Here is a 16,208-nt window from a genome sequence, read left to right on the forward strand (position 1 = left end):
CGAGCGGCCCCCGTTGCGAGGGCCGCGATGGCGCTACACCACGTCCAGGCGGATCTTGTGCTGGTTGAGCAACTGGGCGAGGGCGGCGACGGGGGGCTGGTCGGTCACCAGGCAGTCGATCAGGCTGATCGAGCCCAGGCGCACCATGGCGTTGCGCCCGAACTTGCTGGAGTCGGCGGCGAGGATCACCTGGCGCGCATTGGCGATGATGGCCTGGGACACACGCACTTCCTGGTAATCGAAGTCGAGCAGGCTGCCGTCCTCATCGATGCCGCTGATGCCGACCAGGGCGAAGTCGACCTTGAACTGGTTGATGAAGTCGACGCTGGCCTGGCCGACCACACCGCCATCGCGGCGCACGTTGCCGCCGGCCAGCAGTACTTCGAAATCGTCCTTGGCGCTGAGGATGGAGGCCACATGCAGGTTGTTGGTGATGATCTTCAGGTGGTTGTGGTTGAGCAGGGCGCGGGCGATGGACTCGGTGGTGGTGCCGATGTTGATGAACAGCGAGGCGTGATCGGGGATCTGCGCGGCGATGGCTTCGGCGATACGCTGTTTTTCGTCGCGCATCTGGTCGGCACGCATGGCGTAGGCGGTGTTCTCGATGCTCGAGTCATAGGCCGCGCCACCGTGATAGCGGCGCAGCAGGTTCACTTCGGCCAGCTGGTTGATGTCACGGCGGATGGTTTGCGGGGTTACAACGAACAGCTGCGCCATTTCCTCGATACTGACATAGCCGCGTTCGCGGACCAGCTCGAGAATTTGTTGTTGGCGAGGGGGCAGATTCATGGGCGGTCCTTTTGGGCTGCCGGGCAAATCTGCATGATGCCGCAGGATGGGGGCGGGGGCCAGCGCGGGGCTGGCTGAAACGATCCTGTGGGCGCCTCGCCAGCAAGGCTGGTGCCTACAGTGTAGGAGTCAGCCTTGCTGGCGAAGAAGCCTGCGCAGGTTTTATTCCTCGTGCGGTTCCCAGTCGCGGGTACGGTCCACTGCCTTCAGCCAGCCGGCGTACAGCTTCTCTTTCTGCGCCTCCTCCAACTGCGGAGTGAACTCGCGCTCGATGATGGCCTTGCCGCGCAGCTCGTCCAGCCCGCTCCAGAAGCCACATGCCAGGCCGGCCAGGTAGGCGGCGCCGAGCGCAGTGGTTTCGCGCATCTGCGGGCGTTCCACGCAGGTGCCGAGAATGTCGGCCTGGAACTGCATCAGGAAGTTGTTGGCCACCGCGCCACCGTCCACCCGCAGTGCGCTCAGGCGCTCGCCGCAATCCTGCTGCATGGCGTCGAGCACGTCGCGGGTCTGATAGGCGATCGACTCCAGCGCGGCGCGGATGATGTGGTCGACCTTGACCCCGCGGGTCAGGCCGAACAGGGCGCCGCGCGCGTACGGGTCCCAGTACGGCGCACCCAGGCCGGTGAATGCCGGCACCAGGTACACGCCGTTGCTGTCCTTGACCTTGCTGGCGAAGTACTCGGTGTCGTGGGCGTCGTTGACGATCTTCAGCTCGTCACGCAGCCACTGCACGGTTGAACCGCCGTTGAACACCGCGCCTTCCAGGGCATAGGCCACTTCGCCGCGCGGGCCGCAGGCAATGGTGGTCAGCAGGCCATGGGACGACTGCACGGCCTTGTCGCCGGTGTTCATCAGCAGGAAGCAGCCGGTGCCATAGGTGTTCTTGGCCTGGCCCGGCTCCACGCACATCTGGCCGAACAGCGCAGCCTGCTGGTCGCCGGCGATGCCGGCAATGGCGATGCCGCTCTTGGTGTGGCCGTACACCTCTGACGACGAGCGTACCTGGGGCAGCATCTGCTTCGGGATGCCCAGCACCTGCAGCATCTTCTCGTCCCATTCCAGGGTGTGGATGTTGAACATCAGGGTGCGCGAGGCGTTGGTGTAGTCGGTGACATGCACCTTGCCGCCGGAGAACTTCCAGATCAGCCAGGTATCCACGGTGCCGAACAGCAGCTCGCCGCGTTCGGCGCGTTCACGCACGCCGTCGACGTTGTCCAGGATCCACTTGAGCTTGGTGCCCGAGAAGTACGGGTCGGTGACCAGGCCGGTGGTTTCGCGAATGTAGTCCGCGTGGCCGTCACGCTTGAGCTGCTCGCAGATCTCGGTGCTGCGTCGGCACTGCCAGACGATGGCGTTGTACACCGGGCGACCGGTTTCGCGGTCCCACACCACGGTGGTCTCGCGCTGGTTGGTGATGCCGATGGCCGCCACCTGGTCGTGGCTCAGGCCCGCCTGGGCCAGTGCTTCGACCATGGTCGCGCTCTGGGTGGCGAAGATCTCCATCGGGTCGTGCTCGACCCAGCCGGCCTGGGGGTAATGCTGGGCGAACTCGCGCTGCGAGGTGCCGACCACGTTGGCGTCACGGTCGAAGATGATCGCGCGTGAACTGGTCGTGCCCTGGTCCAGGGCAATGATGTAGTGCTTGTTCGGGGTGTCGGTCATGGTGTGGGCCTTGCACTCGAAAAGGTGGAAGTCGGGGCAGGGCGAGCCTGGCTCGCCGGTTCGGCATCAGGAGGCCTGGGTCTTGCCCCGAGCGTTGTCGTCGGTCTGGGCGTTCGCGCCGTCTGCCGTGGGCAGGTTGCGCGCGATCACGCCGCGATACAGGGCGGCACCCACGCTTGCACCTATGATCGGCGCAATGATGGGAACCAGGAAATAGGGAATGTCACGTGCGCCAGTAAAGGCCACGTTGCCCCAGCCGGCCAGGAAGGTCATGAGCTTGGGGCCGAAGTCGCGCGCCGGGTTCATCGCAAAGCCGGTCAGCGGGCCCATGGCACTGCCGATCACCGCGATCAGCAGGCCGATCAGCAGTGGTGCCAGTGCGCCCCGGGGCAGGCCGTTGCTGTCGTCGGCAAGGGCCATGATCACCGCCATCAGGATGGCCGTGATCACGGCCTCCACCAGAAATGCCTGGCCGGTGGACAGCAACGGGTGCGGATAGGTGGAGAACACCGAGGCCAGCTCCAGGCTGGCGGTGCTGCCGCGCACCATGGCGTGGGTCTGTTCGTAATCGAAGAACAGGTTGCTGTACAGGGTGTACACCAGCGCCGCGCCGCAGAAGGCACCGGCCACCTGGGCGACGATGTAGAACGGCAGCTTGCGCTTTTCGAAGCCGCTGAACAGGCTCAGGGCGATGCTCACGGCCGGGTTCAGGTGTGCACCCGACACCCCGGCGGTGAAGTAGATCGCCATGCTGACCCCCACGCCCCAGATGATGCTGATTTCCCACAGGCCGAAGCTGGCGCCCGCGACCTTGAGTGCCGCGACGCAGCCGGTACCGAAAAAGATGAGCAATGCGGTGCCGAGGAATTCGGCCATGCATTGGGCAGACAGCGTTGGTTGTCGTAGAGCAGTCGTCATTCGTGACCTCGGTTCTTGTTGTTGTGAGGCGCGTGTGCGCTCGACAAAAACCCGAGCAGAATCCCCATTCTGGTCGGGTTGACGGCAGAACTGCACGGTATTGGGGCAGTTCGATATTCAGAATCGAAAAAATATAGACAAGAAACGCTGATGTCAAAGGTCGAAAGTGAACTGCCATTCATATTCTGACTGCCGGTGGCTCAGGTGGTGTCGGTGGCAACCGGGCGGGTAATGGTTGGCTCCGGCGTTTTGCCCTAAAGTAGCCAGCGACTGGAGACCGATCACCCTGCCTGGAGCCCTGCATGACCCCCGCCCTGGATTTGCTCAAGAAAGCCCGCGCCGAACACCGCATCCACAGTTATGAACACGACCCCAAGGCGGCTTCCTACGGCCTGGAAGCCGCCGAGAAGCTCAACCTGGAGCCAGCGCGGGTGTTCAAGACGCTGCTGGCCAGCACCGAGAAGGGCGAGTTGCTGGTGGCGGTGGTGCCGGTGGTGGGCAGCCTGGACCTCAAGGCCCTGGCCCATGCGGCGGGTGCAAAGAAGTGCGAAATGGCCGACCCGATGGCCGCACAGCGTTCCACCGGGTACCTGGTGGGCGGGATCAGCCCGCTGGGGCAGAAGAAGCGCCTGCGCACCTTCATCGATGCTTCGGCGCAGCAGTTCGAAACCATTCATGTCAGCGCCGGGCGGCGCGGGCTGGAGGTGGAACTGGCGGCGGCGGTGCTGGCCGAGCACACCCGGGGCAGCTTTGCGGCGATCGGCCGCGAGTAGCATCTGTATCCTCCAAATCCGGCCATTCTGTATATGGAAGCGCGAGCGCCCGGGCAGGCATGCTCGCTGCCTTCCCATGCAGGAGCCAACCCATGCAGCTTGAATTTCACCAGGTCGATGCCTTCAGTTCCCAACCCTTCAGCGGCAACCCGGCGATGGTGTATCGCCTGGAGCAATGGCTGCCCGATGAACTGATGCAAAAAATTGCGGCCGAGCACAACCTGGCCGAAACCGCATTCGTCGTGCGCGAGGCGCAGCGCTGGCGCATCCGCTGGTTCACGCCCTCCACCGAAGTGCCGCTGTGCGGGCATGCGACCCTGGCCAGCGCGCATGTGCTGTTCGAGGTGTATGGGGAAGATGCCGAGTGCCTGGCGTTCGACAGCCGTTCGGGGCCGCTGACCGTGAGCCGCGAGGCGGGGCGCCTGGTGCTGGACTTCCCGCGCTACGACCCGCAGCCGCTGGCCGAGCTGCCGCCGGTGGCGCAGGCGCTGGGGTGCCCGGTGGTCGAGGTGTGGCAGACCAATGAACTGTTCGTGGTGCTCGAAAGCGAACAGGCGGTGCGGGATTGTCGCCCTGACATGGCGGCGCTGGTGCCGTTGCCGGGGCTGGGCGTGATTGTCACGGCGCCAGGGCGCGAGCATGATTTTGTGTCGCGCTATTTTGCGCCGGGGATCGGTATCCCTGAAGACCCGGTGACCGGCTCCACGCACTGCTCGCTGATCCCTTACTGGGCGCAGCGCCTGGGCAAGGATGAGCTGCACGCGGTGCAGTGTTCCGCGCGCGGCGGGGAGCTGTTCTGCCGGCTGGAAGGGGCGCGGGTGAAGATTGGCGGGTATGCGACGCGGGTGGCGAGCGGGACGTTGTTCCTCTAGCGGCCCTTTTCGCCAGCAAGGCTGGCTCCTACAGTAGGCCAGGCAATTTCCTGTAGGAGCCAGCCTTGCTGGCGAAGCGTTATCAGAGCGCCGCGCTGTAGCGTCGCACGCCGTTCTCCGCCACCGGCAGTTGTGCCGGCACCGTGCCGGCCACCGGGAACAGCACCAGGTGGTCCGCCGCCACTTCAATGCCCACTTCGCCGCCGACCTGATGGTCGATATGGCTCGGGAAGATCGCTTCGAGCTGGCTGCCGGTACCCAGTTGCAGGCGGTACAGGGTGGACGCACCGAGGAAGCTCTTGCCGACGATGCTTGCCTTCAAGGCACTGTGGGGCGCATGCACGATGTCGTCCGGGCGCAGCAGCACATCCACCGCGCTGCCCTGGGGCAGGGTGTAGGCCCGATTGCCGCGCAGCTCGCCCAGTTCGGTCTGCACCGATTCGGGGCTGGTCAGCTGGCCACGGATGAAATAGCCCTGGCCGATAAAGCTGGCCACGAACGGCGTGAACGGTTCGTGGTAGAGGTTGTACGGGGTGTCCCACTGCTCCAGGCGGCCTTCCTTGAACACGCCCACATGGTCGCTGACGGCAAAGGCCTCTTCCTGGTCATGGGTGACCAGGATCGCGCTGGTGCCGCGACTCTTGAGGATGTCACGCACCTCATGACTGAGGCGTCGGCGCAGTTCCACGTCGAGGTTGGAGAACGGCTCGTCCAGCAGCAGCAGTTGCGGCTCGGGTGCCAGGGCACGGGCCAGGGCCACACGCTGTTGCTGGCCGCCGGACAGCTCGTGCGGGTAGCGCCCGCCAAGCTTGTCCAGCTTCACCAGCTCGAGCATTTCATCGACCACCTGGCGCTGGCGCGGGTGCTTGCCGATGCCGAACGCGATGTTCTCGGCCACGGTCAGGTGCGGGAACAGCGCGTAGTCCTGAAACACCATGCCGATGCGGCGCTTCTCCGGGGCCAGGGTGAAGCCGGCCTTGGAGATGACTTCGCCCGCCAGGCTGATCTCGCCCTCGTGCACCGGCTCGAAACCGGCGATGGCGCGCAGCGTGGTGGTCTTGCCGCACCCCGAGGAACCCAGCAGGCAACCGATGTCGCCGGCGTTGAGGTGCAGGTTGAGGTTCTGGACGATGCGCTGCTCGCCATAGCCGCAGGCGAGGTCGCGCAGGTTAAGCAGTAGAGGTTGACTCATGCGTGGTGATAGGCCGGTTCGACAAGATATTCGAGAAGCGCCTTCTGTGCATGCAAGCGGTTTTCGGCCTGGTCCCAGGCGACCGAACGGGGGTCGTCGAGCAGGTCCAGGCTGATTTCCTCGCCACGGTGGGCGGGCAGGCAGTGCATGAACAGGGCATCCGCAGCCGCCAGGTCGAGCAGTTCGCGGTTGACCTGGTAAGGCGCAAACAGCGCCAGGCGCCGTGCAGTTTCCTCCTCCTGGCCCATGGAAGTCCAGACATCGGTGCTCACCAGGTGTGCACCGCGCACGGCGTCCTTGGGGTCGCGCACGATCTGCACGCGTTCGCCGGCCTGGGCCACGAACGCCGGGTTGGGCTCATAGCCCTCAGGGCAGGCGATGCGCAGCTGGAAGTCGAACTGGATGGCCGCTTCTATATAGCTGTTGCACATGTTGTTGCCATCGCCCACCCAGGCCACGGTCTTGCCCTGGATCGAGCCGCGGTGTTCGAGGAAAGTCTGCATGTCGGCCAGCAGCTGGCACGGGTGCAGGTCGTCGGACAGGCCGTTGATCACCGGTACCCGCGAATTGGCGGCGAACTCGGTGAGCGTGCTGTGGGCAAATGTACGGATCATCACCGCGTCGAGCATGCGCGACATGACGATGGCGCAGTCACCGATCGGCTCGCCACGGCCCAGCTGGGTGTCGCGTGGCGACAGGAAGATGGCCTGGCCACCGAGCTGGATCATGCCGGCTTCGAACGACAGCCGGGTACGCGTGGACGACTTTTCGAAAATCATGCCCAGCACGCGGTTTTTCAGGGGTTCGAAGAGTACGCCGCGGTTACGCAGGTCCTTCAGCTCGATCCCTCGGCGGATCACACTGACCAGTTCTTCGGCGGTGAAATCCATCAGGGAGAGAAAGTGCCTAGCGCTCATCATTGACTACCTTTTTGCAACAGACCGCAGATCATCAAAAGCCGGTTTTCGAAAACAACGGAAGTGACCTGCGGCGAAAGCCGCACGGGGCGACGAAATAGGGAAAGGCGCAATACTATAATTAAATGTCGCGTCTTACCAAGTGGGGGCTGCGAACTCGACGTTGCCGAATGTGTTGCAAGCCGTTGGGTGACGCTTTTTATTGGGCCGGACAGGCTTTGTACACTGCCCGCCGAGGCCTTTGCAACGCATGCGCGGTACAGGTGCCAGCGCGCCGCGACCATCGCCTTGCCTGATGCCGGGCGATTCACGCCACGAACGTCACTGGCGAGGGGGGCGGGGCAGGGCCATAGTCGAGGTCGCTAATCAGACCCACAACAAGAGGCGGCCATGAGCAAAAGCGTGCATCACCGTGCCTGTCATCTGTGCGAAGCCATCTGCGGCCTGACCCTGGAAGTGGCCCATGAGCCTGGGCAGGCGCCGCGCATCACGTCGATCAAGGGCGATGCGCTGGACACCTTCAGCCGTGGCCATATCTGTCCCAAGGCCGTTGCGTTGCAGGACATCCAGAACGATCCGGACCGCCTGCGTACTCCCATGCGCCGCATCGGCGAGCAATGGCAGGCCATCGGCTGGGACGAGGCGTTCGCGCTGGCCGCCCGGAAGCTCTGGGCCCTGCAGCAGCGCCATGGTCAGAACGCGGTGGCGGTGTACCAGGGCAACCCCAGCGTGCACAACTACGGCCTGATGACCCACAGCAACTATTTCCTGGGCCTGCTCAAGACGCGCAACCGCTTTTCCGCGACCTCGGTCGACCAGTTGCCGCAGCACCTGACCAGCTACCTGATGTACGGCCATGGCCTGCTGTTGCCGATTGCGGACATCGACCATACCGACTTCATGCTGATTCTGGGCGGCAACCCCTTGGCTTCCAACGGCAGCATCATGACCGTGCCCGATGTCGAAAAGCGCCTCAAGGCCCTGCAGGCACGGGGCGGCAAGCTGGTGGTGGTCGACCCGCGGCGCAGCGAGACCGCGGCCATGGCCGACCAACACCTGTTCGTGCGCCCAGGCGCTGATGCGGCGCTGCTGTGCGGGCTGCTCAACACCCTGTTCGAGGAAGGCCTGAGCCGTACTACGCACCTGCCGGTGGCCGGGCTGGACGCGGTGCGCGAGGCAATCGCGCCGTTCACAGCCGAAGCCATGGGCCCGCGCTGTGGTATCGAGGCCACGCAGATCCGCCAGTTGGCCCGCGACTTCGCCGCCGCCGACAAGGCCGTGTGCTATGGGCGCATGGGCATCTCGACCCAGGCTTTCGGCACCCTGTGCCATTGGCTGGTGCAGATGATCAACCTGGTCAGTGGCAATCTGGATCGGGTCGGCGGCGCCTTGTGCACCCAGCCGGCAGTGGACCTGGTGGCCAGTACCAGCGGCGGGCATTTCAACGCCTGGCAGAGCCGTGTGTCGGGCCTGCCCGAGTACGCAGGCGAGCTGCCGGTGGCGGCACTGGCCGAAGAGATGCTGTGCGAGGGCGAAGGGCAGGTGCGCGCACTCGTCACCGTGGCCGGCAACCCGGTGCTCTCCACGCCCAATGGACGGCAGCTGGAGCAGGCGCTGCAAGGGCTGGAGTTCATGCTCAGCATCGACCTGTACATCAACGAGACCACGCGCCATGCCGACCTGATCCTGCCGTCCACCTCGGCGCTGGAGAACGATCACTACGACACCACCTTCAACCTGCTGGCGGTGCGCAACGTCAGCCGCTTCAACCGGGCGATCCTGCCCAAGCCCGAAGGCGCGCTGCACGACTGGGAGATCTTCGTCGGCCTGGCCAAGGCCTTCGCGGCACTGGCCGACAAGCCGCTCAAACCGACCCTGACACCCGCGCAGATGATCGACCTGGGCTTGCGCGGCGGGCCCCATGGCCAGGGCAGCGTGTTCGACCTGTCGCTGCACACCCTCGAGCGCTATCCCCACGGTATCGACCTGGGGCCGTTGCAGCCCAACCTCGGTGCGCGGCTGAAAACTGCCAGCCAGTGTGTCGAGGCCGCGCCCGCGGTGATCCTGGCCGACCTTCAGCGCTTCGCCGCGCAAGCTTTGCCTCACGCCACGCAACTGGTGCTGATCGGGCGTCGGCATGTGCGCAGCAACAACTCCTGGATGCACAACTACCATCGCCTGGTGAAGGGCAAGCCGCGCCACCAGCTGCTGATGCATCCCGACGACCTGGCCGGCCGGCAGTTGCAGGACGGCCAGCGGGTGCGTGTCAGCTCGCGCGTGGGCAGCATCGAGGTGGAGGTGTTCGCCAGCACCGATATGATGCCCGGCGTGGTCAGCCTGCCACACGGCTTCGGCCATGGGCGGCCAGGCATGCGCCTGGGCATCGCTCAGGCGCAAGCAGGGGCCAGTGCCAACGATCTGACCGACGAGCGTCAGCGCGACGCGATATCGGGCAATGCGGCGCTCAACGGGGTGGTGGTAGAGGTGGTTGCGGCCTGATATCGGCAAGGCCGAGCGTCACGCTCGGCTTTCCGATACAATGCGTCACCGTGCCGACAACCAGGTCGGAAAGTTCAGCCGCGAGGTGCTTCATGGATATTATCGAAACAATCAAAGAGCAGATTGCCAACAACACCATTCTGCTTTACATGAAAGGCTCGCCGAATGCCCCGCAGTGCGGCTTTTCGGCCAAGGCGGCGCAAGCCGTGATGGGTTGTGGCGAGAAGTTCGCTTACGTGGATATCCTGCAGAACCCGGAAATCCGCGCCAACCTGCCCAAGTACGCCAACTGGCCGACCTTCCCGCAACTGTGGGTGGGCGGTGAGCTGGTCGGCGGCAGCGATATCATGGCCGAGATGTTTGCCAACGGCGAGCTGCAGACCCTGATCAAGGACGCCGCTGCCAAGGCCGAGGCTGCCAAGGCCTGAATCCGGTTTTGCACTGAAGAGCCCCGCATCTGCGGGGCTTTTTTGTGCCTGTCTGGGCCCGGTGGCCGGCAAGGCCGGTTACCCCAGGCGAAAAAAAGCCCCGCACAGGCGGGGCTTTGGTTGCAGCCGGTTGGGCGTGATTACTCGCCCATCTGCGACTGCAGGTAGTTTTCCAGGCTGACCTTGTCGATCAGGCTCAACTGGGTTTCCAGCCAGTCAATATGCTCTTCCTCGGCCTCGAGGATGTCTTCGAGCAGTTCGCGGCTGCCGAAGTCGCCCACGGTCTCGCAATGCGCAATCGCCGCCTTCAGGTCGATCAGGCCTTTCTGCTCCAGGCGCAGGTCGCACTCGAGCATTTCCTTGGTGTGTTCGCCAATCAGCAGCTTGCCCAGGTCCTGGACGTTGGGAATACCTTCGAGAAACAGGATGCGCTTGATCAGTTTGTCAGCGTGTTTCATCTCGTCGATGGATTCTTTGTATTCGTGCTTGCCGAGCTTTTCCAGACCCCAGTCTTCGTACATGCGCGCATGCAGGAAGTATTGGTTGATTGCGACCAGCTCGTTTCCGAGGATCTTGTTGAGATGCTGGATGACGCTAACGTCGCCTTTCATGATGGGGTCCTGCCCTGCGTAAGTGTGTCGATAAGCACGAGTCTGAGCCCGACAACTTCCAGTGTCAAACCTAAGTTATTGAATAATAAATGAAAATTAATCGGAATAAGAATGTTTGTGTTCCGCGTTTTAAGCCTAACTACTTGAATTGCAGGCATAAAAAAACCGGACACGAGGTCCGGTTCTTCAAATTCGCTGTTTTCAGGCTGCGGTAAATTCTACCGGATAAGGCAGGGCGGCCTGGCTGACCTGCAGTTTGGTCAGGGTTTCACGTACCACTTCCTTGGCCAGGCAGGCACATTTGCCGCACTGGGTGCCCACGTTGGTGGCGGCACGGACTTCCTTGTAGCTGCAGCATCCTTCGTAAATCGCATCGCGGATCTGTCCGTCGGTAACACCAACACAAAGACACACATACATAAGGGAGACCATCGCTGGTAAAGGCTTGATGTCGGGGAGCTTAATGCTAATGAGAATGCTTGTCAAAGTACCTTGTGCAGAGGCCCGTTCCAGAGCGACCGGCGGTCAGTCTGGCAGTGGGCTGGCATTCGCTCGGCGCACGGCGTCGGTCGGTGTATGATGGGCAGTTCTTGTGTCATGCCAGCGGACCTGCGGGTCGGCTGCGCAAACCATTCAATACCATCAGGAGATATCGAATGAGCGTGCTCGTAGGCAAAAACGCCCCGGACTTCACCGTACCTGCAGTACTGGGCAACGGCGAGATCGTCGACAGCTTCAACCTGGCTTCGGCTATCAAGGGCAAGTACGGCCTGGTGTTCTTCTACCCACTGGACTTCACCTTCGTCTGCCCGTCCGAGCTGATCGCCCTGGATCACCGCATGGACGACTTCAAGGCGCGCAACGTTGAAGTGATCGCCGTTTCGATCGACTCGCACTTCACCCACAACGCCTGGCGCAACACCCCGATCAACGCCGGCGGTATCGGCCCGGTCAAATACATCATGGCTGCCGACCTCAAGCACGAAATCGCCCAGGCCTACGACGTCGAGTCCGAAGGCGGCGTGGCCTTCCGTGGCGCGTTCCTGATCGACGACAAGGGTGTTGTCCGTTCGCAGATCGTCAACGACCTGCCGCTGGGCCGCAACATGGAAGAGCTGATCCGTCTGGTCGACGCGCTGCAATTCCACGAAGAGCACGGCGAAGTCTGCCCTGCCAACTGGAAAAAAGGCGACAAGGGCATGACCGCTTCGCCAGAAGGCGTTGCTGCCTACCTGAGCGAGAATGCTGGCAAGCTGTAAGCGCCACGCATGAAAAAACCGGCCCTGGTGGCCGGTTTTTTATGCCTGTTCGCCAGCAAGGCTGGCTCCTGCGTCGCGTAGCGTCTGCAGGCGCCGGCCGGCGAAGCGGTCAGTCGCGAAAGTCCTGCCAGCCGCCCATTTCCTTCCAGCGATTGACGATGCCGCAGAACAGCTCGGCCGTTTTCTCGGTGTCGTAGCGCGCCGAGTGTGCCTCCCGCCCGTCAAAGTCGATGTCGGCACTCTGGCAGGCCCGCGCCAGCACGGTCTGACCATAGGCCAGGCCAGCCAGGGTGGCGGTGTCGAAGCTGGAGAACGGGTGGAAGGGGTTGCGCTTCATGTCGTGGCGCGCCACGGCCGCGTTGAGGAAGCCCAGGTCGAAACTGCTGTTGTGCCCCACCAGGATCGCGCGCTTGCAGCCATTGGCCTTGAGGGCCTTGCGCACGCCGCGGAAGATGTCGGTCAGCGCCGACTCTTCGCTGACCGCCATGCGCAGCGGGTGATCGAGCTTGATGCCGGTGAAGTCCAGGGCCGCCTGTTCGATATTGGCGCCCTCGAAGGGTTCGACGCGGAAGAAATAGGTGTGCTCCGGGAACAGAAAGCCCTTTTCGTCCATGCCGATGGTGACTGCGGCTATTTCCAGCAGTGCATCGGTGGCGCAGTTGAAACCACCGGTTTCAACATCCACCACCACCGGCAGGTAGCCGCGAAAGCGCTCTGCCATCGGATGGCGCGAACCGCCGCCTTGACCTTCCTGGTCGTCTTCGTAATCGTCGCTCACACAGTCTCCTCCAGCAGGCGCCAGCGCAGTTGCTCACCGGCGCGCAGCGGGATGACAGTCTGCTCGCCGAACGGCAGGCTGCCTGGGGCGGTCCAGCTTTCGCGGACCAGGGTAATGTGGTCGGTGTTCGCCGGCAGGCCGTAGAACGCCGGGCCATGAAGGCTGGCGAAACCTTCCAGCTTGTCCAGCGCGTTGCGCTGTTCGAACGCCTCGGCGTACAGCTCGATGGCGGCGAACGCGGTGTAGCAGCCGGCACAGCCGCAGGCGGCTTCCTTGGCATGCTGGGCGTGGGGCGCCGAATCGGTGCCGAGGAAGAACTTGCTGCTGCCGCTGGTGGCTGCGTCGAGCAGAGCCACCTGGTGGGTGTTGCGCTTGAGGATCGGCAGGCAGTAGAAGTGCGGGCGAATACCGCCCACCAGCATGTGGTTGCGGTTGTACAGCAGGTGCTGGGCGGTGATGGTTGCGCCGACGTTGGCCGGGGCCTCGTTGACGAACTGCACGGCTTCGGCAGTGGTGATGTGCTCGAACACCACTTTGAGCGTGGGGAAGCGCTCGACCACACGGCGCAGATGCTCGTCGATGAACAGCTTCTCGCGATCGAACACGTCGATCTCGGGGCGGGTCACTTCGCCGTGCACCAGAAGCGGCATGCCCACTTCGGCCATGGCTTCGAGCACCGGGAAAATCTTGTCGACGCTGGTCACGCCGGAGTCCGAGTTGGTGGTCGCGCCGGCCGGGTACATCTTGGCGGCATGCACGAATCCGCTGGCCTTGGCCGCGCGAATGTCCTCGGGCTGGGTGCGGTCGGTGAGGTACAGCACCATCAGCGGTTCGAAGCGGCTGCCGGCAGGGCGGGCGGCCAGGATGCGCTGGCGATAGGCGTCGGCTTCGGCAGTGTTGCGTACCGGCGGTACCAGGTTGGGCATGATGATGGCGCGGGCAAAGGTGCGCGCCACGTCGCCGACGGTATGGGGCAATACAGCGCCATCGCGAAGATGGATGTGCCAGTCGTCGGGACGCAGGAGGGTCAGGCGGTCGGACATTGGGGATTCCAGGCGGTTCGAACTCCCGGTGAATGCTACCGGAAAAGCCCGATCCGAGCACTCGCTATCAAGTTTTGCGCAGGGCGTCCGATAGCTTGCAGGTATGCCGTAAGAAATTTGTGGAGCCGCCCGTGCGCCAGCGTTACCTAGCCCTGCTCAGTATGTTTGCCAGCCTGCCGGCCGTGGCACTCACCTTCCAGACTCGCGTGGAGAACGTCGAGTGGAAGGTCGAGGGCGATCAGTTCGAATGCCGGCTGATCCAGCCGATCGCCGATTTCGGCAGCGGCGAGTTCGTGCGCCGCGCGGGCGAGCAGGCCACCTTCCAGCTGCGCTCCACCAGCAATGTGCTGGGCGCCGGCTCCGCGACCCTGCTGGCCGCCGCCGCACCGTGGCAGCCCGGGCGTGGCGACATCAACCTGGGCGCGGTGCGCATGGCGCGCAGCGGCGTGCTGTTCAACAGCTCCCAGGGCCAGGCCAGCCGGCTCATCAATGGCCTGCTGGACGGGCGCAGCACCGTGGTGCGCAACTACACCGGCGAAGCCGGGCGCAGCATGGAAGTGCGCGTGCTGCCGGTGAAGTTCAACCGTGCCTACGGTGACTACCAGGCCTGTGCGGCCAAGCTGCTGCCGATGAACTATGACCAGGTGCGCCAGGCGCGCGTGGGCTTTCCGGGGGGCGGTATCGATCTGGATGCCGATGCACGTGCCCGCCTGGACGTGATCATCGACTTCCTCAAGGCCGACCCCACGGTCAACCACATCGAGCTCGATGGCCACTCCGACAACAGCGGCAACCGCCTGACCAACCGCGACCTCTCGCGTCGCCGCGCCCTGGCGGTGCAGGACTACCTCAAGGCCCATGGCATCCCCGAAGAGCAGATCACCGTGCGCTTCCATGGCGAGCGCTATCCGCTGGCGGCCAATACCAATGCCGCCAATCGGGCACGCAACCGCCGGGTGAACATCCAGCTCGACCGCGTCACCCCGGTCGAGAAGCCCGCAGAGGTTGCCCCGCACAAGCCTGCCGAACCGGCAGCGACCCCGCCTGCGCCGGCACCCACGCAGACGCCGGCCGCCCAGGCAGGCAAACCCGCCGCCTGATTCGACGGTGCGACCGCCGGTCGCGCCGACGACAATTTCTGTCGCTTTGTCGTCACAAGCTGTCGCCCCACTGTAAATTCTGCGGTAAGGCCGGTAGAATCACCGGCTTTCCGTACAACCCGTGGAGTGATGGCATGGCGGACGTAAAAAAGGTCGTACTGGCGTATTCCGGCGGCCTTGATACTTCGGTGATTCTCAAGTGGCTGCAAGATACCTACAACTGTGAAGTGGTGACGTTCACCGCCGATCTGGGGCAGGGCGAGGAGGTCGAACCGGCCCGCGCCAAGGCTCAGGCCATGGGTGTCAAAGAGATCTACATCGATGACCTGCGAGAAGAATTCGTCCGCGATTTCGTGTTCCCGATGTTCCGCGCCAACACCGTCTACGAAGGCGAGTACCTGCTGGGTACTTCCATCGCACGTCCGCTGATCGCCAAGCGTCTGATCGAGATCGCCAACGAAACCGGCGCCGACGCCATTTCCCATGGCGCCACCGGCAAGGGCAACGACCAGGTGCGTTTCGAGCTGGGTGCCTACGCGCTCAAGCCAGGCGTCAAGGTCATCGCCCCATGGCGCGAGTGGGACCTGCTCTCGCGCGAGAAGCTGATGGACTACGCCGAGAAGCACGGTATCCCGATCGAGCGTCACGGCAAGAAGAAGTCGCCGTACTCGATGGACGCCAACCTGCTGCACATCTCCTACGAGGGCGGCGTGCTGGAGGATACCTGGACCGAGCACGAAGAAGACATGTGGCGCTGGACCAAGTCGCCAGAAAACGCCCCTGACGTTCCGACCTACCTGGAACTGACCTACCGCAACGGCGACGTCGTGGCGCTGGACGGCGTCGAGATGACTCCGGCCACCGTCCTGGCCACCCTGAACCGCATCGGCGGCGAGAACGGCATCGGTCGCCTGGACATCGTCGAGAACCGCTATGTGGGCATGAAGTCCCGTGGCTGCTACGAAACCCCGGGCGGCACCATCATGCTGCGCGCGCACCGTGCGATCGAGTCCATCACCCTGGACCGCGAAGTGGCTCACCTCAAGGATGAGCTGATGGCCAAGTACGCCAGCCTGATCTACACCGGCTACTGGTGGAGCCCTGAGCGTCTGATGCTGCAACAGATGATCGATGCTTCGCAGTTGAACGTGAACGGTGTGGTTCGCCTGAAGCTGTACAAGGGCAACGTGATCGTCACCGGTCGCAAGTCTGACGATTCGCTGTTCGACGCCAACATCGCCACCTTCGAAGAAGACGGCGGCGCCTACAACCAGGCCGACGCGGCGGGCTTCATCAAGCTCAACGCACTGCGCCTGCGCATTGCCGCGAACAAGGGCCGCTCACTGGTGTGAGGGGCGCTTGAACGA

16 protein-coding genes are annotated in these 16,208 nt (G+C 63.7%); 7 read left to right on the plus strand and 9 right to left on the minus strand.

The window, feature by feature from the left end; translation table 11 throughout:
- Positions 1-33: 33 nt before the first annotated feature.
- The 3 genes from V9K84_RS01105 to V9K84_RS01115 all read right to left on the minus strand — a co-directional run bounded on the left by V9K84_RS01105 (position 34) and on the right by V9K84_RS01115 (position 3,369).
- Positions 34-789, minus strand: a complete 756-nt coding sequence (locus V9K84_RS01105) for a DeoR/GlpR family transcriptional regulator (RefSeq protein ID WP_043861985.1) — start codon at positions 787-789, stop codon at positions 34-36.
- A gap of 162 nt (positions 790-951) precedes the next feature.
- Positions 952-2,451 (minus strand): glycerol kinase GlpK, encoded by a 1,500-nt coding sequence (gene glpK / locus V9K84_RS01110; RefSeq protein WP_043861984.1) that lies wholly within the window; start codon positions 2,449-2,451, stop codon positions 952-954.
- 66 nt (positions 2,452-2,517) lie between these two features.
- Positions 2,518-3,369, minus strand: coding sequence for an MIP/aquaporin family protein (locus V9K84_RS01115; RefSeq protein WP_043861983.1), 852 nt, complete (start codon positions 3,367-3,369; stop codon positions 2,518-2,520).
- Between the two features lie 302 nt (positions 3,370-3,671).
- On the opposite strand from V9K84_RS01115, the gene ybaK reads away from it, so the two are divergent.
- Together ybaK and V9K84_RS01125 are read left to right on the plus strand one after the other, a co-directional pair.
- Complete coding sequence (gene ybaK / locus V9K84_RS01120) at positions 3,672-4,142, plus strand: Cys-tRNA(Pro) deacylase (RefSeq protein WP_043861982.1); 471 nt, start codon at positions 3,672-3,674, stop codon at positions 4,140-4,142.
- Between the two features lie 92 nt (positions 4,143-4,234).
- On the plus strand, positions 4,235-5,014 hold the full coding sequence (locus V9K84_RS01125; RefSeq protein ID WP_058540964.1) for a PhzF family phenazine biosynthesis protein: 780 nt from the start codon (positions 4,235-4,237) through the stop codon (positions 5,012-5,014).
- 82 nt (positions 5,015-5,096) lie between these two features.
- On the opposite strand, the gene V9K84_RS01130 is transcribed toward V9K84_RS01125, so the two are convergent.
- A complete protein-coding gene (locus V9K84_RS01130) occupies positions 5,097-6,206 on the minus strand; it encodes an ABC transporter ATP-binding protein (protein ID WP_043861980.1) in 1,110 nt (369 codons plus the stop codon).
- A complete protein-coding gene (gene argF / locus V9K84_RS01135) occupies positions 6,203-7,123 on the minus strand; it encodes an ornithine carbamoyltransferase (RefSeq protein ID WP_043861979.1) in 921 nt (306 codons plus the stop codon). The genes V9K84_RS01130 and argF overlap by 4 nt, the downstream gene beginning before the upstream one ends.
- 390 nt (positions 7,124-7,513) lie before the next feature.
- Here argF and V9K84_RS01140 point away from each other — a divergent pair, with 390 nt between their 5' ends.
- Together V9K84_RS01140 and grxD are read left to right on the plus strand one after the other, a co-directional pair.
- Positions 7,514-9,622 (plus strand): molybdopterin oxidoreductase family protein, encoded by a 2,109-nt coding sequence (locus V9K84_RS01140; RefSeq protein ID WP_088515474.1) that lies wholly within the window; start codon positions 7,514-7,516, stop codon positions 9,620-9,622.
- 92 nt (positions 9,623-9,714) lie between these two features.
- Positions 9,715-10,050, plus strand: coding sequence for a Grx4 family monothiol glutaredoxin (gene grxD, locus V9K84_RS01145; RefSeq protein ID WP_038999109.1), 336 nt, complete (start codon positions 9,715-9,717; stop codon positions 10,048-10,050).
- A gap of 140 nt (positions 10,051-10,190) precedes the next feature.
- Here the strand turns inward: grxD and bfr are convergent, their stop codons facing one another.
- Positions 10,191-10,661, minus strand: coding sequence for a bacterioferritin (bfr, locus tag V9K84_RS01150; protein ID WP_043861977.1), 471 nt, complete (start codon positions 10,659-10,661; stop codon positions 10,191-10,193).
- Between the two features lie 201 nt (positions 10,662-10,862).
- Positions 10,863-11,081, minus strand: a complete 219-nt coding sequence (locus tag V9K84_RS01155) for a bacterioferritin-associated ferredoxin (protein WP_043861976.1) — start codon at positions 11,079-11,081, stop codon at positions 10,863-10,865.
- Positions 11,082-11,317: 236 nt separating this feature from the next.
- On the opposite strand from V9K84_RS01155, the gene V9K84_RS01160 reads away from it, so the two are divergent.
- On the plus strand, positions 11,318-11,920 hold the full coding sequence (locus V9K84_RS01160) for a peroxiredoxin C (RefSeq protein ID WP_043861975.1): 603 nt from the start codon (positions 11,318-11,320) through the stop codon (positions 11,918-11,920).
- A gap of 109 nt (positions 11,921-12,029) precedes the next feature.
- Here the strand turns inward: V9K84_RS01160 and rnt are convergent, their stop codons facing one another.
- Positions 12,030-12,641: a ribonuclease T gene (gene rnt, locus V9K84_RS01165; RefSeq protein ID WP_173925077.1), complete on the minus strand. Its 612-nt coding sequence runs from the start codon at positions 12,639-12,641 to the stop codon at positions 12,030-12,032.
- Between the two features lie 53 nt (positions 12,642-12,694).
- A complete protein-coding gene (pyrC, locus tag V9K84_RS01170; RefSeq protein ID WP_043861973.1) occupies positions 12,695-13,741 on the minus strand; it encodes a dihydroorotase in 1,047 nt (348 codons plus the stop codon).
- 131 nt (positions 13,742-13,872) lie between these two features.
- Between pyrC and V9K84_RS01175 the strand changes: the two genes are divergently transcribed.
- On the plus strand, positions 13,873-14,841 hold the full coding sequence (locus tag V9K84_RS01175) for an OmpA family protein (RefSeq protein ID WP_043861972.1): 969 nt from the start codon (positions 13,873-13,875) through the stop codon (positions 14,839-14,841).
- Between the two features lie 134 nt (positions 14,842-14,975).
- The gene (locus V9K84_RS01180) at positions 14,976-16,193 is read left to right on the plus strand and encodes an argininosuccinate synthase (RefSeq protein ID WP_043861971.1); all 1,218 of its coding nucleotides are present in this window, start codon (positions 14,976-14,978) and stop codon (positions 16,191-16,193) included.
- Positions 16,194-16,208: the final 15 nt, after the last annotated feature.

It is taken from the genome of Pseudomonas sp. AE27 (assembly GCF_037113495.1).
GTDB lineage: Bacteria > Pseudomonadota > Gammaproteobacteria > Pseudomonadales > Pseudomonadaceae > Aquipseudomonas > Aquipseudomonas palmensis.

Coding starts and splice junctions, on each gene's coding strand:
- V9K84_RS01105 (WP_043861985.1), bottom strand. CDS start 789: ATGAATCTGCCCCCTCGCCAACAACAAATTCTCGAGCTGGTCCGCGAA.
- glpK (WP_043861984.1), bottom strand. CDS start 2,451: ATGACCGACACCCCGAACAAGCACTACATCATTGCCCTGGACCAGGGC.
- V9K84_RS01115 (WP_043861983.1), bottom strand. CDS start 3,369: ATGACGACTGCTCTACGACAACCAACGCTGTCTGCCCAATGCATGGCC.
- ybaK (WP_043861982.1), top strand. CDS start 3,672: ATGACCCCCGCCCTGGATTTGCTCAAGAAAGCCCGCGCCGAACACCGC.
- V9K84_RS01125 (WP_058540964.1), top strand. CDS start 4,235: ATGCAGCTTGAATTTCACCAGGTCGATGCCTTCAGTTCCCAACCCTTC.
- V9K84_RS01130 (WP_043861980.1), bottom strand. CDS start 6,206: ATGAGTCAACCTCTACTGCTTAACCTGCGCGACCTCGCCTGCGGCTAT.
- argF (WP_043861979.1), bottom strand. CDS start 7,123: ATGAGCGCTAGGCACTTTCTCTCCCTGATGGATTTCACCGCCGAAGAA.
- V9K84_RS01140 (WP_088515474.1), top strand. CDS start 7,514: ATGAGCAAAAGCGTGCATCACCGTGCCTGTCATCTGTGCGAAGCCATC.
- grxD (WP_038999109.1), top strand. CDS start 9,715: ATGGATATTATCGAAACAATCAAAGAGCAGATTGCCAACAACACCATT.
- bfr (WP_043861977.1), bottom strand. CDS start 10,661: ATGAAAGGCGACGTTAGCGTCATCCAGCATCTCAACAAGATCCTCGGA.
- V9K84_RS01155 (WP_043861976.1), bottom strand. CDS start 11,081: ATGTATGTGTGTCTTTGTGTTGGTGTTACCGACGGACAGATCCGCGAT.
- V9K84_RS01160 (WP_043861975.1), top strand. CDS start 11,318: ATGAGCGTGCTCGTAGGCAAAAACGCCCCGGACTTCACCGTACCTGCA.
- rnt (WP_173925077.1), bottom strand. CDS start 12,641: ATGGCAGAGCGCTTTCGCGGCTACCTGCCGGTGGTGGTGGATGTTGAA.
- pyrC (WP_043861973.1), bottom strand. CDS start 13,741: ATGTCCGACCGCCTGACCCTCCTGCGTCCCGACGACTGGCACATCCAT.
- V9K84_RS01180 (WP_043861971.1), top strand. CDS start 14,976: ATGGCGGACGTAAAAAAGGTCGTACTGGCGTATTCCGGCGGCCTTGAT.